Genomic DNA, 17094 nt, shown 5'->3' with positions numbered 1-17094 from the left:
CTTTTTGCGCAGAACACATTCGGAGAACTCGAATGGCGTCGTTACCAAGAGTACTGAATCACTATTTACCCCAACCTTTAGGCCGCTTAGCCAATAAACGGCTGATCCTCCCTATCATTCTGATCGCCTTACTGGCGGCCTCTGCCGGCACCCGGGCGCTAACCATTGCGGTCTTGTCGGATGCTTTCTGGCAAGTCGCTGCGTATGTTGCCGCTACCCTCACCCTTTACCATGCGCTGGCCGCACAGTTGAACCAACGGACGACCAAGCTCAGCACCCTGTTAGCGAGTAGCGCGCGATGGCAAGTCGTCTTTGCCGCCGCCATGGGGGCCCTGCCCGGCTGTGGCGGCGCCATCGTGGTGATCACCCAATTTGTTCGCGGCAAACTGAGCTTTGGCGCCGTCGTGGCCGTACTGACCGCCACCATGGGGGATGCCGCCTTCCTGCTGATTGCGGCCGAGCCCAGCACAGGCCTATTTGTCATCGCCTTAGGCTTTGTCGTGGGGGTGATCAGCGGACGCCTTATCGACCGCCTGCATGGCACCGATTTTCTGCGACCTTCACCCCGTATTGAGCCCGCGCCGTCTTACGACGCAACGGCCATGTCAGCGTCAACCGCGAAACGGCACACCAACCAACCGATGATCCACCTGCAAGGCCGATTCTGGCAATGGATGCTGTTACCCGCCAGTGTCATCGCCATCATGGGATCGCTGCAAATGGATGTCGATGCCGTCTTCCATCTGCCCCCACAGACGATCAGCCTGATTGGCGCAGGCGCCGCACTGATCGCCATGCTGCTGTGGGCCACTAGCCGTGATATCACCGACTATGAATCTGCCGTGTCGGAAGATCCGAAACACCGTACTGCGAACCTGTTCCAACGCGTCGCGCAAGACACCCACTTTGTGACCAGTTGGGTGATCGCCGCGTTTCTGGTGTTTGAATTAACGATCTACTGGAGCGGGCTTGATCTGGCCAGCGTCTTCTCGAACTGGCTGTTGCTACTGCCGCTGATGGGTGTATTGATTGGCTTACTTCCCGGTTGTGGACCACAAATTCTAGTGACCGGCTTGTACTTGTCAGGCACCGTTCCTTTGTCAGCACAACTTGGGAATGCAATCAGTAATGACGGCGATGCGCTGTTCCCAGCCATTGCACTCGCGCCAAAAGCCGCACTGGTGGCTACCCTCTACTCTTCGATACCCGCCATTATCGTCGCTTACGGCTACTTCTTCTTGTTTGAATAACCGCGTTTTTACTTTCCCCCATCACGCAAAAAGCCCCGCATGATGCGGGGCTTTTTCATGTCTGCTAACAGACAGCGTCTATTTTTGCACTTTCAAAAAAGGCAAGACTTAGAACGGGATGTCGTCGTCAAAATCCATTGGTGGTTCGTTGTACTGCGGTGCAGGCGATTGTGGCTGCTGCTGAGGTGCAGACTGCTGCGCTGGCGCAAAATTGTTGTTCTGCTGCTGCGGCGCGTTGTTGTACTGCTGCTGTGCTGCAGGCTGCTGAGGCTGACCCCAACCACCTTGTTGCTGCTGCTGGCCACCCATTGGGGCACCTTGACCGCCCTGACGGCCGCCTAGCATTTGCATTACGCCATTGAAGCCCTGTACCACGATTTCAGTCGTGTACTGATCTTGGCCTTGCTGGTTCTGCCACTTACGGGTCTGTAGTTGACCTTCAATGTAAACCTGTGAACCTTTACGTAGGTATTCACCCGCTACTTCAGCCAATTTACCGAACAGCGCAACACGGTGCCATTCAGTTTTTTCACGCTGTTCGCCGGTGTTCTTATCACGCCATGACTCAGAGGTAGCAACAGTGATGTTAGCTACTGCACCGCCACTTGGCATGTAACGGATTTCAGGATCATTACCCAAGTTACCCACTAGGATAACTTTGTTTACGCCACGACTGGCCATAGTTCTCTCCGATCTCATTACCGACTCACGCTGATCACGGAGCCGTTATTGAAAGTTTATACTTAATCGCGCAGTCTATCATGCTTCGGCCTGTTGAGAACAGGTAAGGGAGAGGAATCAACACCAAATATGATCCGCCTCGCTTGGTCTCCCCCTTCGCCTAACTACGCGCAATAATTATACAGCTGACTGTGTTTTTATACAGCCTTTTTCTTTCGCGGTCTATTGCCCTGTGCCATAATGCCGCATTCACCAATGAGTCAATAGTAAGCATACTAATATGGATAAGATCGAAGTCAGGGGTGCCCGTACCCACAACCTCAAGAACATCTCCCTTACGCTGCCTCGGGATCAGCTGATCGTGATCACTGGCCTGTCGGGATCGGGGAAATCTTCCCTTGCCTTCGATACCTTGTATGCCGAAGGCCAACGCCGCTATGTGGAATCGCTGTCCGCCTATGCGCGCCAGTTTTTGTCCTTGATGGAAAAGCCCGATGTCGACCACATTGAAGGCTTATCACCGGCCATTTCCATCGAGCAGAAGTCCACCTCCCACAACCCACGTTCGACCGTCGGCACCATCACGGAAGTCTATGACTACCTGCGTCTGCTGTACGCCCGTGTTGGTGAACCGCGCTGCCCAACCCACCACGTGGAACTGGCCGCCCAAACCGTCAGCCAGATGGTCGACAAGGTGCTGGAACTGCCAGAAGGCAGCAAGATGATGCTGCTGGCCCCTATCGTGAAAGCCCGTAAAGGGGAGCATGTAAAAACACTGGCGGGTCTTGCCGCGCAAGGGTATATCCGCGCCCGTATTGACGGGGAAGTCTGTGATCTGTCCGATCCACCGACGCTGGAACTGCACAAGAAACACACCATTGAAGTGGTGGTGGATCGCTTCAAGGTGCGCGACGATCTACAACAGCGCCTAGCCGAATCGTTTGAAACCGCACTGGAGCTGTCTGGCGGCACCGTTGTCGTCAGCCCGATGACCGACGGCGAACACGACGAAATCGTGTTCTCGGCCAACTTCGCCTGTCCGCACTGTGGCTACAGCATGCAAGAACTGGAACCGCGGTTGTTCTCGTTCAACAACCCGGCTGGCGCTTGTGGCACCTGCGATGGCTTGGGGGTGCAGCAATTCTTTGATCCTGACCGCGTGATCCAAAATGGCGAACTCAGCTTAGCGGGCGGGGCCATTCGGGGCTGGGACAAACGTAACTTCTACTACTTCCAGATGCTCAAATCCCTGGCGGATCATTACGACTTTGACGTGGAAGCCCCGTTTGACAGCCTAGCACCTACCGTGCAGGGCGTGATCCTGAGTGGTTCAGGCCGCACCGAGATCGAATTTAAATACATCAATGATCGCGGTGACATTACCGTGCGTCGCCACCCGTTCGAGGGGATCCTCAACAACATGGAACGCCGCTATCGCGAAACCGAATCCAATTCCGTGCGCGAAGAGCTGTCTAAATTCGTGTCAACCAAACCCTGTGGCAGCTGTGGTGGCTCACGCTTACGCCTAGAAGCGCGCAATGTCTACATTGCCGACACCCCTTTACCTACCGTCAGCGAAATGAGCATCAGCGATGCGGTTCACTTCTTTAGCCAACTCAACCTAACGGGACAAAAAGCCAAAATTGCGGAAAAAATCCTGAAAGAAATCGGGGATCGCCTGACCTTTTTGATCAATGTTGGCCTGAATTATCTGAATCTGTCACGCAGCGCCGATACCCTATCAGGCGGTGAAGCTCAGCGTATCCGTCTGGCTAGCCAGATAGGTGCTGGTCTGGTTGGGGTCATGTATGTGCTGGATGAGCCGTCAATTGGTCTCCACCAGCGTGACAACGAACGTTTACTCCAGACTCTGATCCACTTGCGAGATCTGGGCAATACCGTGATCGTAGTAGAACACGATGAAGATGCGATCCGCATGGCCGATCACATCATCGATATCGGTCCAGGCGCGGGCGTGCACGGCGGCAACATTATCGCCGAAGGGAAGCTCGCTGATATTCTCGCGAACAAAGACTCCTTGACCGGCCAGTACCTCAGCGGCGAAAAAGCCATTGCCATTCCTGCCGAGCGCGTCCCAATGGATCCTGAGCGCACAATCAAACTGTTGGGCGCAACAGGAAATAACCTGAAAAACGTGGACGCAGAAATCCCTGTCGGTTTATTCACCTGTATCACTGGTGTCTCTGGGTCCGGCAAATCAACCCTGATCAACGATACGTTTTTCAAAATCGCGCACCATCACCTAAATGGTGCCACCAGCGGTCAGGCAGCACCGTACCGTGAAATCCAAGATTTGGAACACTGCGATAAGGTGATCGACATCGATCAAAGCCCGATTGGCCGTACGCCGCGTTCAAATCCAGCCACCTATACCGGTATATTTACGCCGATCCGTGAATTGTTCTCCGGTACCCAAGAAGCCCGTGCCCGGGGTTACAAACCCGGCCGCTTTAGTTTCAACGTCAAAGGTGGGCGCTGTGAAGCCTGCCAAGGTGACGGCATGATCAAAGTGGAAATGCACTTTCTACCGGATGTGTATGTGTCATGCGATACGTGTAAAGGCAAACGCTATAACCGTGAAACACTGGAAGTGCGCTACAAAGGCAAAACCATTGATGAAGTGCTGGAGCTGACCGTGGAAGACGCCCGTGCCTTCTTTGATGCGGTGCCGGCCATTGCGCGAAAACTGCAAACCTTGATGGATGTCGGTTTGTCCTACATCCGTCTGGGACAAGCCGCGACCACGCTGTCGGGCGGGGAAGCGCAACGGGTGAAGCTGGCGAAAGAGCTGTCAAAACGCGACACCGGCAAGACACTGTACATTCTCGATGAACCAACCACTGGTCTGCATTTCCATGATATTCAGCAGCTGCTTAACGTCCTGCACCGTTTGCGCGACCACGGCAACACCATTGTGGTGATCGAACATAACTTGGATGTGATCAAAACCGCAGACTGGATCATCGATCTGGGGCCGGAAGGCGGCAGTGGCGGCGGTGAAATCATTGCAACAGGCACGCCTGAACAAGTGGCAAATGTCGAGGGATCGCACACAGCTCGTTTCCTGAAACCTTTGCTGCAAGGCGGAACGTCAGTACAATAATCCGCAAGATAATAAGACCTCCACGCACCGGGCCGCTATCAGGCCCGGTTTTATTTTGATGGCGGCTCTCTCATTTCACTTTCACAGGGACCCACAATGACTGTGCTCTATGTCAAAGGCACCACACTGGCAGAGAAAGGGATCAGTAAACCCATGGTGAAACCCTTTCTGGTTTCACTCGGCATTCTGTTCTTGTTCACCATGCACTATTTTCAGCACAATCCTGGCGGATCGGGGCTGGAACTCTCTTTTAACGCCTTGAGTTGGATCCCGTTTGGTTTCGCCATCACCTTTGGTCTGTTAGAAATATTCCGTCAACACGTCTGGCGTTATTCGCGACTCACCGTGGCACTGTTTGTCTGCTGCGTGCTGTTGTCATTGCCCCTTTTCTATCCACAAGCGGTCAGTGAAGAAGCCTTACCGCGTATTCTGGGACTGTGGGCGGGATGGCTCTTTTTCGTCGGACTGCAACAGTTTGCTTTTACCCATAAACAACGCCAACGCTTGTTATGGCTGATCCTCGCGGCCGTCTGGATCCAAGCACTGTTTGGTTGGGTGCAATTTTTACTGCTGGAGCCCGGCAACCCCATCGGCTACGACACGGTGGCTAACCGCCCTTACGGTATCTTCCAGCAACCCAATGTGATGGCCTCTTTCCTCGCCACAGGCTTGGTCCTGTCAGGCTATCTATTGGCGCGTATTCCGATGTACCGCGGCAAATGGTCGTGGCAACACCTGTATCTGTTACTAACCCCGGTGATCACCATCCCACTGTTGGTCGTGCTCAGCTCACGTACTGGCTGGCTGGCCGCCGTTGTCGGCAGTCTGATGATGTTGCCGTACTTACGTCAGTTTGGCGCGAAAGCCCAATGGCGTATCTGGTCCTTGATGGTCGTACTGGGCCTGACTGTCTCATGGACACTCAGCAGCAGTACCGACTGGTCACCACAAGAAGAACGCTTAAGCTTGGTTAGCGCACGGGCTATGCACATTCCACAAGCGGTAGATATGTTCTTCAATAAGCCGTTAACCGGCTATGGCTACGGCACCTTTGAAGTCAGCTACCTAACGCAAACGGCGCACTGGCACCATGCAGATCCAACGCGCCCCGCCGGCATGGCGGGACTTGATCATCCGCATAATGAATTGGCGTTTTGGGCCGCAGAAGGCGGCATCGTGCCCTTGCTGGCATTGTTGATCGCCGCCACGGCCGTGTTACTGAAAGTCAAAAAAGCCCGTGCAGGCACCCAACTCGCATTGGTTGGCTTGTTTTTCCCGATCACCCTGCACACGCAGCTGGAGTACCCGTTCTACCACGCCTTGGTGCACTGGTTAATTTTCATCATCTTGATCTATTGGGTGGATAACCTGACGGCCAAGTACTACCGGAAATCTATCAAACACTTGCTGCCGCTGCGTATGGTGGTGTTATTGCTGCCGATGGCGATCACCAGCTACATGGCCACGACCTTGTATTCCGGTTACTTACTGACAAAATATGAAACCACGCGTCCTATCAACGTCGATTATCTGCTGAAAGTGAATAACCCTTGGGCGTGGCACAATCGGTTTGAATGGGATCTGCACCTGACGCAATTGCAGATCGGCACCGCAACGCAAAACGCTGGCATGATCAATGAGTACATCACCTGGGCGCAAGAAAAAGCCAAAATCTGGCCGCGTCCCGATCTGTATAAAAACCTGATCAGTGCCTATCTGGCACTCGGTAATACGTCGCAAGCGGCGCAAATCCATCAAGAGGCGTTGTACTTGTTCCCAAGTCAAGCCGCGACATGGATATTCACCACAGAATCAGCACCAACAACGGCACCCTGATCGTCAAACAACAACGGCTACCCTGAGGTAGCCGTTTTTGTTCGAGCAGAACGCTATTTCAAGCAGCCTTCCAATGCTCGTAAGCACAAGGCGACATTTTCACGTCGCGCGGCATAGCCCATTAAGCCAATGCGCCACGCTTTCCCCGCCAACACCCCCAACCCTGCACCAATTTCGAGGTTGTAGTCATTCAACAATTGGGCACGAATCGCTGCATCATCGACCCCTTCAGGTATATACACAGCGTTCAACTGCGGTAAACGGTGGGCTTCATCCACCACAAAAGTGATCCCTAATTGTTCGAGACCTGTCCGCAATACCTGGTGCATATCACGATGACGTTGCCAGGCATTTTCTAGCCCTTCGTGCTTTAACAACACCAAGGCTTCATGCAAGGCATACAAGCTATTCACCGGTGCCGTGTGGTGATAACTGCGTTTACCTTCTCCGCTCCAATAACCCAGAACCAAACTTTGATCGAGGAACCAACTCTGTACGGGGGTTTCACGTGCCTGAATTTTCTCAATCGCCCGTGCCGAAAACGTCAGTGGAGACAGCCCCGGTACGCACGACAGGCATTTCTGGCTACCGGAATACACCGCATCCAATTGCCACTCATCCACCAACAACGGTACACCACCGAGCGAGGTCACGGCATCCACAATGGTCAGGCAATCATGCTGGCGTGCTAACTTGGCAATCGCCTCGGCATCGCTCAATGCGCCCGTGGAGGTTTCAGCGTGAACAAACGCAACAATCTTCGCCTCCGGATGGGTCGTTAACGCCTCGGCGACCAAAGCCGGATCCACGGCTTCACCCCATGCGTTATCCACCATGACGGCGATACCACCACAACGCTCGACATTCTCCCGCATGCGATCGCCAAATACACCGTTACGACACACAATCACGGTGTCGCCCGGCTCGACCAAATTCACAAAACAGGCTTCCATCCCAGCACTGCCCGGCGCCGAGACTGCAATCGTAAACGGGTTCGCTGTTTGAAAGGCATATTGCAGCAATTGTTTCAGCTCATCCATCATGCCAATAAACAGCGGGTCAAGGTGGCCAATCGTCGGGCGACTTAACGCCTGTAACACTTGCGGAGAGATGTCCGACGGGCCGGGGCCCATTAACGTACGCTGAGGGGGGTAAAAGCTGCCAAAAGTCATGGAATTTCCTCCGTGAAGGTCTGCATGAAAAGATGTGTATGGATTGAACCGTATGCCCTAATGACTATATCAGCTGATCGTCGTTCCTGCTGTCTAGGTTGTTGATCTACTGATGAAGCGCACAAGGTTATGACTCAGTTATGACAGTTTTTTGCAAAAAATTGCAAAAAACTGCTAAAGGGAATTGACAAGATATAGGCAAATCCGCTTCAATAAAGCACATTTTTTGTTCATCCAGATGGCACTGAGATTCAGCACACACGCTGACCTGCACATCCGGTGAAAACAGAAGAGGAGCGTTACCCAGGTATCGATGATTGCGGGGCCCCACCCCAACGCAATCTTGAGAGGGGGAGTAACGCCGAGATATGGCATGACAGGGGGCATGGCATATCGGCTATGAAGGTTGAATCCTTCTGGCTGTCACCTTTCTCATGACTATGACCGAGAAAGGTGGGGAGCTTCTGGTCATGCCATCTACCAAGATCTGACTGCTAGATTCCCCTGACACTTGTCGGGATCTTGATCCCGAGTCATCCCCCTTTGTATTAGACTTTCTACTATCTTACTGGGAGACTCGTTGTGAGCTTTGTTGATAATAACTTTACTGTTCCTCCGCCGATCACTGTAGCGAAATTTGGCGGCACCAGCGTAGCCGATCATGCCGCCATGAGCCGTAGTGCTAGCATTATTAAAAATAACCCACAAGCTAAAGTGGTTTTAATCAGTGCATGCTCCGGTGTTACCAATCTGCTGGTTGAGTTAGCAAATGGAATTGCCGATAACGAGCAGCGCTCAGAGCGGCTACAACAACTTCATACTATTCATCAGTCTATTCTGAATGAACTGGCGCACCCCGAAACGATTTCGGGTGAGATCCAACAACTGCTAGATCAAGTCGCAGACTTGGCCAAGCACGCCTCGCATACCCCTTCCAAGCAATTGACCGACCAGTTGGTTGCCCATGGCGAACTGCTTTCTACGCATCTTTTTACCCAAATTCTCAATGAAATGGGCGCAAGTGCTGCACGTTTCGATATTCGCCACATTCTGCGTACCGACAGCCAATATGGAAAAGCTATCCCCGATATTGATGCTATTCGTCAGTTAGCCACACAGCGCATGCAACCGTTGCTCAGTGAGTCGATTGTCGTTTCTCAAGGCTTCATTGGGGCCAATGAACACGGCCAAACCACGACCCTCGGTCGCGGTGGCAGTGACTACAGTGCCGCACTGGTTGCCGAAGCCATTCAAGCTGAGACGTTAGAGATCTGGACAGACGTCCCTGGCATGTACAGCACCGATCCGCGCATTACCGCCAATGCCAAACCCATCAAAGAGATCAGCTTCAGTGAAGCCTCTGAAATGGCAAATTTTGGCGCAAAGATCCTGCATCCATCAACGCTGCTTCCGGCAGTACGTCAAAAGATCCCGGTCTTTATTGGTTCATCTAAAGCACCGGAACAAGGCGGTACGTGGATCCGTCAACACGTCACTGCCCCGCCGAAATTCCGAGCATTGGCATTGCGTTGTAACCAAACCATGGTCACGCTAACCAGTTTAAAAATGTTCCAGGCCTACGGCTTCTTATCCGAAGTTTTCCGCATTTTGGCCGAGCATAAAGTCTCTGTGGATTTGATCACCACCTCTGAGGTCAGCGTGTCACTGACGCTGGATCAAACCGACACCTGCGGCGGTGCCCCTAATTTACCGGCTGCCGCGACCGCTGAACTGAGCAAGTTGTGCCGTGTGGAAGTGGAACAAAACCTCTGCTTAATCGCGCTGATCGGTAATAAACTAGGCGACGCCCCAGGCGCTGCGACGCAAGTGTTTGGTGCGCTCGAGCAATACAGCCCACGCATGATCTGTTTTGGTGCCAGTGCCCATAACCTGTGTTTCTTGGTTAATACTGAAGAATCACGCGATGTGGTAAGAACACTGCACCACACCTTGTTTGAATAATCCTTCGTTATTCGACATAAAAAAAGGCGCTCACTGAGCGCCTTTTTTATACACGATTCATATCGGCCTTATACCAAAACGGGGATACCTGAACGCACCACCATGGTTTGATACGCCTGCCGTTAAGACAAGTTCGGACCCAGCCATTTCTCTGCTTCCAACATATCCCAACCTTTACGATCCGCATAGCTGTCACGCTGATCCGGCTGGATCTGCGCAATCGCGAAGTAACGGGAATCTGGGTGGGAAAAATACCACCCCGACACCGACGCACCCGGCCACATTGCGTAACTGGAGGTCAGTGACATTCCGATAGTTTCTTCCACGTTTAGTAATTCCCACAAGCTGCCTTTTTCGGTGTGCTCTGGACAAGCGGGGTAACCCGGTGCCGGGCGGATCCCTTGGTATTTCTCACGGATCAAGGCGTCGTTACTGAGGTTTTCATTCGGCGCATAGCCCCAGATGTCTTTACGTACCTGCTCATGGAGATATTCAGCAAAAGCTTCTGCTAAGCGATCAGCCACGGCCTGGATCATGATGGCGTTATAGTCATCCCCCGCTGCTTTATAGGCGTCTGCTAACTCACGCTCGCCCACGCCGCCAGTGACAGCAAACCCACCGACCCAATCCAACTTCCCACTGTCTTTCGGCGCAATGTAATCCGACAAGCAATAGTTATAGCCTTTAGGTTTCTGGGTTTGCTGGCGCAGGTTATACAGCACTTTCGCGACCGTCGTGCGTGACTCATCGGTATACACCTCGATGTCGTCACCGACATTGGCGGCAGGGAACAGCCCACACATACCGCGTACCTTGAGTAAGCCTTCTTGTATTACACGATCCAGCAGATCATTGGCGTCTTTAAACAGGCGTTGTGCTTCTTCCCCAACCTCTTCATGATCGAAAATCGCAGGGTATTTACCCATCAGCGACCATGTCATGAAGAAAGGCGTCCAATCGATATAAGGACGTAAAATAGCCGCATCAACCTCATCAAATACATGGATCCCCGGCTTGGCAGGTGCCGGTGGCGTATAGCCAGCCCAGTCAATCACGACCTTATTGGCTCGTGCTGCTTCCAGTGTCACAGGCTTGGTGCGCGGTCGTTTCCGGGCATGCTGTTCTCGCACCACGTCATAATCAGCTTGCAGTTTTTCTACAAAGCCCGGCTTGAGTGTTTCCGACAGCAAAGAGGAACAAACACCGACGGCACGTGAAGCATTATTCACATACACCACAGGATGACGGTAATTTTGCTCAATCTTCACCGCGGTATGGGCTTTTGACGTTGTTGCACCGCCAATCAACAGCGGTAAATCAAAGCCCAGTCGCTCCATCTCTTTGGCCACATGCACCATTTCATCTAATGACGGCGTGATCAAGCCAGACAAGCCAATGATGTCGACGTTTTCCTCAACCGCCACTTTGAGGATCTTTTCACACGGCACCATGACCCCAAGATCGATGATTTCGTAGTTATTACACTGCAATACCACGCCGACAATGTTCTTACCGATGTCGTGCACATCACCTTTGACTGTCGCTAATAATATTTTGCCATTGGTGGAACCAACGTCTTTCGTCGCATTAATAAAAGGCTCTAAATGGGCAACGGCTTGTTTCATAACACGCGCCGATTTAACGACTTGCGGCAGGAACATCTTCCCTTCACCAAACAAATCACCGACCACATTCATGCCATCCATCAACGGTCCTTCAATGACCGACAACGGTTTGTCCGCATTCACACGAGCTTCTTCAGTATCTGCCACAATGAATTCGGTGATCCCTTTCACCAACGCATGCTCTAACCGCTTCTCTACCGGCCACGTTCGCCATTCTAAAGCTGACGCATCGGTTTCTTTACCGACGTCTTTACCGGCATATTCAGCGGCAATATCAAGTAAACGTTCCGTGCTGTCATCGCGTCGATTCAGTACCACGTCTTCCACCGCTTCACGCAGTTTAGCGGGCACATTATCGTAGACCTCAAGCTGACCGGCATTGACGATCCCCATGTCCATCCCGTGCTTAAAACAGTGGTAGAGGAACACGGCATGAATGGCTTCCCGCACGTAATTGTTACCACGGAAAGAGAAAGAAACGTTAGAGACCCCACCGGAAATCATCGCATGGGGCAAATCACGCTTAATGTCGGCAACGGCTTCAATGAAGTCGACGGCGTAGTTGTTGTGTTCATCAATCCCGGTCGCGACCGCAAAGATATTCGGGTCAAAAATAATATCTTCAGGCGGAAAGCCCACTTCATCCACAAGGATCCGATACGCATTGGTACAGATTTCCAGTTTCCGTTCACGGGTATCAGCCTGCCCGACCTCATCAAACGCCATCACGATAACAGCCGCGCCATAGCGGCGGATCAACGAGGCTTGTTCAATAAACTTGGTTTTACCTTCTTTCAAAGAGATGGAGTTAACGATCCCTTTGCCTTGAATACACTTCAGACCGGCTTCTATCACCTCCCATTTGGAGGAGTCGACCATGATAGGGACTTTCGCGATTTCCGGCTCTGTCGCACACAAGTTTAAGAAACGCACCATCGCCGCTTCGGCATCCAGCATGCCTTCATCCATATTGATATCGATGATTTGCGCGCCGTTTTCCACCTGTTGACGCGCCACTTCCAACGCTTCGTCGTACAACTCTTCTTTGATGAGCCGCTTAAAACGCGCCGAACCGGTCACATTGGTCCGCTCACCCACGTTGATAAACAGGCTGTCTTTTTCAATGGTCAGCGGTTCAAGCCCAGACAAGCGACAAGCCACGCGGATCTCGGGTAACGCTCGCGGTACAATATCTTTTGTTACGGCATGCATCTGACGAATGTGCTCGGGTGTGGTCCCACAACAGCCACCAATCAAATTAAGAAAGCCGCTTTCCGCCCACTCTTTCACATGTTCAGCCATGTCTTCCGGCGACAAATCATACTCACCAAACGCATTCGGCAAACCAGCATTGGGGTGCGCAGAGACGGCATATTCAGAGATACGCGATAATTCGGCGACATAAGGGCGTAATTCATCCGGCCCTAAGGCACAGTTAAGGCCAATAGAAATCGGCTTAACATGGCGCAAGGCGTTATAAAAGGCTTCGGTGGTTTGACCAGAAAGCGTACGGCCGGAGGCGTCGGTAATGGTGCCGGAAATCATCACAGGTAAGCTATAACCCAGCTCATCAAAGACGGTTTCGACCGCAAAGGTACAGGCTTTGGCGTTAAGGGTGTCAAAAATGGTTTCGATCAAGATAAGATCGGCGCCACCTTGGATCAAGGCATGCGTGGATTCCGAGTAGGCCTGCACCAGTTCATCAAATGTGACATTACGGTAACCGGGATCGTTCACATCCGGAGAGATAGAGCAAGTACGGTTCGTCGGGCCTAATACACCGGCGACAAAACGCGGTTTGTCCGGCGTTTTTGCCGTCCATTCATCGGCGGCGGCACGGGCTAACTGCGCGGCCACCAAGTTAATTTCGGCGCTCAGACTTTCCATGTCGTAATCCGCCATCGCAATGGTGGTCGCGTTGAAGGTGTTGGTTTCAAGGATATCCGCCCCGGCTTCAAGGTAGGCGATATGAATATCTTGAATAAGTTGCGGCTGGGTCAAAACCAGTAAATCGTTGTTCCCTTTGAGATCGGAAGGCCAATCCGCGAAGCGTGTGCCACGGTAATCCTGCTCCTCCAACTTATAGCCCTGGATCATGGTGCCCATGCCACCATCAATGATCAAGATCTGCTCATTTATCCGCTTTTTAAGTACATCCTTGCTCGTCAACACCACATTCATCCTTCTTTAATGTTACAGCTATTTCACATCCTACCATAGCAAGAATGGAAATCTAGACGTCTATCGTATGTCTCATGGAATAAATAATGCAAAGTATCGATAAATTAATCATGGCTATCGGTATAGGATGGATTTATATTTTATTACAATTAAATGCTTTACTTAGCTTCCACCTAGAGGTCACGGAATGTCAGTCTACAGCACCCTCTGTTTTCTTGCCGCCGCTGCAATGCTCATTGCGTTTGTTAATAGCAAAATAGGAAAAATGCAGACCACTATCGCCATTACTGCTGGCGCATTGATCCTTTCTCTCATTATCATCATCGCCGGTCAAAGTGGCTGGTTCCATCTCGATACCATTGCCGCCGAACACCTAACTGAAATCAATTTTGAAGACTTTCTCTTAAAAGGGATCTTAGGTTTCTTGCTCTTTGCTGGCGGCCTGGGGATCAAACTGCCTCACCTTGAAGATCAAAAGTGGGAAATCACCACATTGGCGCTCGGTGCAACATTGTTCTCGACCTTCTTTATTGGTGGGGCGCTATGGGGCATTTGTCAGCTCATCGGCATCCCCTTAGGGTTCATCTACTGCCTGTTGTTTGGTGCCCTGATCTCTCCCACGGATCCCATCGCTGTGCTTGCCATTGTCAAAAAACTCCACGCGCCAAAACGCATTTCAACCCAAATAGAAGGGGAGTCCTTATTTAACGACGGCTTCGGGTTGGTCATTTTCGTCACCCTTTTCACGATTGCGTTTGGTGACCATACCCCAACGGTCATGGGGGTCGGACAATTATTCCTACAGGAAGCGATTGGCGGCATTATTTATGGCTTTGTACTCGGGCTACTCTTCCATTACCTGATCTGTGCCACCAATGACCATTCCATGGAATTACTACTGACATTAGGGATCCCAACAGCCGGCTATGCCTTGGCCGACGTCATCCATGTGTCTGGCCCATTGGCCATGGTCGTCGCGGGGATCATGATCGGTAACTGGACACGCTACATTGGCTTTTCCAAAGAAAGCGAAGCGCATCTCGATCATTTTTGGGAGCTCGTGGATGAATTTCTCAATGGAGTGCTGTTCTTGCTTATCGGGATGAGCATGCTGCTCTTTACTTTCCACCATGAAGATTGGATCTTGATGGTACTGGCGGTTCCATTGGTTCTGTTAGGTCGCTATCTGAGCGTGAAACTGGCCTATGTCGGCTTTCAACGCTACCGCGACTATAATCCGTATTCCATTAGGATTTTAACTTGGGGGGGACTACGTGGAGGCCTTGCGCTGGCGATGGCAATGGCGATCCCCGCAGGCGTTATGGTCATCCCAGAAAAGAACATTGATGTGCGGGAAATCATTCTGGTGATGACCTACTCGGTAGTGGTGTTTTCTATTTTGATCCAAGGCTCCACCATTGTGCCGCTGATCAATAAAGCTAAAGCATGGGAAGCCAAACAGCCGCATTGATCATATAAGCATCCTCCCTCTATACACAGATAAAACAAAGGCCTGTCTCAACAGGCCTTTTTCTCATCTTCATCTTAGCAATGTCGTGCTATTCATCTTTGGTAAAGTTCGCTTCGGAGAAGCGGTCCAAATCATACGGTGTCTGCTGGTAAACACAGTAATTCAACCAATTCGCAAACAGCAGATGCCCATGACTACGCCAACTCGCAATCGGTGCTTGCTCAGGGTCATCATCCGGATAATAGTTCACTGGGATCATCGGTTCCATCCCCTCCCCCATATCCCGCATATATTCATTGTGTAAGGTATCCACATCATACTCAGGGTGACCCGTCACAAACACATTGCGTTTGTCTTTAGTCGATGCCAGATATACCCCTGCTTGCGCGGAGGTGGCGAGAATATCCAAATCCGTATGTTGCTGTAGGTATTCTGGCGAAAAGTCTGCATAACGCGAATGCGGCGCTAAGAATGAATCATCAAAACCACGCAGCAAAGGGTGGTGACAATCCAAAGAACGGTGAGTATAGATACCCGAGAGTTTGCTTTTGCGTGTTCGCTTGGGCAAATCATAGAGTAACTTCAGTCCCGCCTGTGCAGCCCAACACACAAAGAGTGTCGAGGTGACATGCTCTTTTGCCCACGCCATGATGGTTTGAATTTCTTCCCAATACAACACATCTTCAAATTGGACCAAGCCCAGTGGGGCTCCCGTGACGATCAGGCCATCAAAGTTGCGTTCTTTTACCATCTCAAACTGACGATAAAAAGTATCCAGATGCTCTGTCGGCGTGTTTTTTGTCGGTCGATTATCAATACGTAGTAATTCAACATCAACCTGCAATGGGCTATTGGAAAGCAAACGAAGAAATTGGGTTTCCGTCTCAATCTTCTTTGGCATGAGGTTTAATAGCAGGACTTTCAGCGGACGAATTTCCTGACTGGCAGCACGCGCTTCAGACATCACAAAGATGTTTTCGCTACGTAAGACATCAGTCGCAGGAAGGCGATCCGGGATCTTAATTGGCATCTGAGTTTACTCCTTAAACATAGAACCCAATGACGACAGATAAACGACATAAGAAGTTTAGACGTCCAGATATCCAAATAAAACTATAAGAGTTTGCAGTCACATGCAAGGAAAACAAGGTAAAAAGAATTGATGGGAAGAGGAGATATGATGAAGAAACTTAATGAGGCGATAATAAAAACCGAGCAATAGGGAGGAAAACGCAAAGAGCAGAAATGAAAAAACCCAGCCGAAGGCTGGGTTTTAAAGAGGTATTCAGCAATGTCCTACTCTCACATGGGGAGGCCCCACACTACCATCGGCGCTACAACGTTTCACTACTGAGTTCGGCATGGGATCAGGTGGTACCATTGTGCTATTGTCGCTGAAAAAATAGATGGTGCTAGTACCCAGATTCGAACTGGGGACCTCACCCTTACCAAGGGTGCGCTCTACCAACTGAGCCATACCAGCACACAATTACGTGTCGAAATTCGTCAAAGACCAATTTCAAAATTTGAAGCCTGGCGATGTCCTACTCTCACATGGGGAGACCCCACACTACCATCGGCGCTGTTACGTTTCACTACTGAGTTCGGCATGGGATCAGGTGGGTCCATAACGCTATGGTCGCCAAGCAAATTCGGTTTATTTACCGCCTCATGGCCGTAAATAGCAATCTGGAAAAGTTAACTAGTTTTGTTCTCAATACACGATTCAAGTGTTTGTGGAGTCCGTCGTCTCTTGCGAGATAAAACCCCTTGGGTGTTGTATGGTTAAGCC

9 protein-coding genes, 1 tRNA gene, 2 rRNA genes and 1 riboswitch are annotated in these 17094 nt (G+C 51.3%); of the genes, 5 read left to right on the top strand and 7 right to left on the bottom strand.

Annotated elements, in window-relative coordinates; translation table 11 throughout:
- Positions 1 to 32 precede the first annotated feature (32 nt).
- Positions 33 to 1250 (top strand): putative manganese transporter, encoded by a 1218-nt coding sequence (locus tag L4C36_RS03750; protein WP_428476448.1) that lies wholly within the window; start codon positions 33 to 35, stop codon positions 1248 to 1250.
- A gap of 108 nt (positions 1251 to 1358) precedes the next feature.
- On the opposite strand, the gene L4C36_RS03745 is transcribed toward L4C36_RS03750, so the two are convergent.
- Positions 1359 to 1931 (bottom strand): single-stranded DNA-binding protein, encoded by a 573-nt coding sequence (locus L4C36_RS03745; protein ID WP_428476447.1) that lies wholly within the window; start codon positions 1929 to 1931, stop codon positions 1359 to 1361.
- A 280-nt stretch (positions 1932 to 2211) separates the two neighbouring features.
- On the opposite strand from L4C36_RS03745, the gene uvrA reads away from it, so the two are divergent.
- Together uvrA and L4C36_RS03735 are read left to right on the top strand one after the other, a co-directional pair.
- On the top strand, positions 2212 to 5055 hold the full coding sequence (uvrA, locus tag L4C36_RS03740; RefSeq protein WP_428476446.1) for an excinuclease ABC subunit UvrA: 2844 nt from the start codon (positions 2212 to 2214) through the stop codon (positions 5053 to 5055).
- A 96-nt stretch (positions 5056 to 5151) separates the two neighbouring features.
- On the top strand, positions 5152 to 6891 hold the full coding sequence (locus tag L4C36_RS03735; RefSeq protein ID WP_428476445.1) for a PglL family O-oligosaccharyltransferase: 1740 nt from the start codon (positions 5152 to 5154) through the stop codon (positions 6889 to 6891).
- 53 nt (positions 6892 to 6944) lie between these two features.
- On the opposite strand, the gene L4C36_RS03730 is transcribed toward L4C36_RS03735, so the two are convergent.
- Positions 6945 to 8063, bottom strand: a complete 1119-nt coding sequence (locus tag L4C36_RS03730; RefSeq protein WP_428476444.1) for a pyridoxal-phosphate-dependent aminotransferase family protein — start codon at positions 8061 to 8063, stop codon at positions 6945 to 6947.
- Positions 8064 to 8344: 281 nt separating this feature from the next.
- Positions 8345 to 8535: riboswitch (Lysine riboswitch) on the top strand.
- Between the two features lie 110 nt (positions 8536 to 8645).
- Here L4C36_RS03730 and lysC point away from each other — a divergent pair.
- Positions 8646 to 10025, top strand: coding sequence for a lysine-sensitive aspartokinase 3 (lysC, locus tag L4C36_RS03725; RefSeq protein WP_428476443.1), 1380 nt, complete (start codon positions 8646 to 8648; stop codon positions 10023 to 10025).
- 122 nt (positions 10026 to 10147) lie between these two features.
- Here the strand turns inward: lysC and metH are convergent, their stop codons facing one another.
- Entirely contained in the window at positions 10148 to 13822 is a 3675-nt protein-coding gene (gene metH / locus L4C36_RS03720) for a methionine synthase (protein ID WP_428476442.1), read from the bottom strand.
- 196 nt (positions 13823 to 14018) lie between these two features.
- On the opposite strand from metH, the gene L4C36_RS03715 reads away from it, so the two are divergent.
- Positions 14019 to 15302 (top strand): cation:proton antiporter, encoded by a 1284-nt coding sequence (locus L4C36_RS03715; RefSeq protein WP_428476441.1) that lies wholly within the window; start codon positions 14019 to 14021, stop codon positions 15300 to 15302.
- 88 nt (positions 15303 to 15390) lie between these two features.
- Here L4C36_RS03715 and metA read toward each other — a convergent pair whose 3' ends face one another.
- The 4 genes from metA to rrf (L4C36_RS03695) form a co-directional block, all read right to left on the bottom strand.
- Positions 15391 to 16332 carry a homoserine O-succinyltransferase MetA gene (gene metA, locus L4C36_RS03710; RefSeq protein WP_428476440.1) on the bottom strand — a complete coding sequence of 314 codons (942 nt, stop codon included), beginning with the start codon at positions 16330 to 16332 and terminating at the stop codon, positions 15391 to 15393.
- 253 nt (positions 16333 to 16585) lie between these two features.
- Positions 16586 to 16701 (bottom strand): 5S ribosomal RNA (gene rrf / locus L4C36_RS03705).
- A gap of 8 nt (positions 16702 to 16709) precedes the next feature.
- Positions 16710 to 16785: transfer RNA gene (locus L4C36_RS03700), tRNA-Thr, on the bottom strand.
- 48 nt (positions 16786 to 16833) lie between these two features.
- Positions 16834 to 16949 (bottom strand): 5S ribosomal RNA (gene rrf / locus L4C36_RS03695).
- Between the last annotated feature and the right edge of the window lie 145 nt (positions 16950 to 17094).

The sequence above is a fragment of the Photobacterium japonica genome (assembly GCF_050337005.1).
Classification (GTDB): domain Bacteria; phylum Pseudomonadota; class Gammaproteobacteria; order Enterobacterales; family Vibrionaceae; genus Photobacterium; species Photobacterium japonica.
This window is presented reverse-complemented; position numbering and strand designations above follow the sequence as displayed.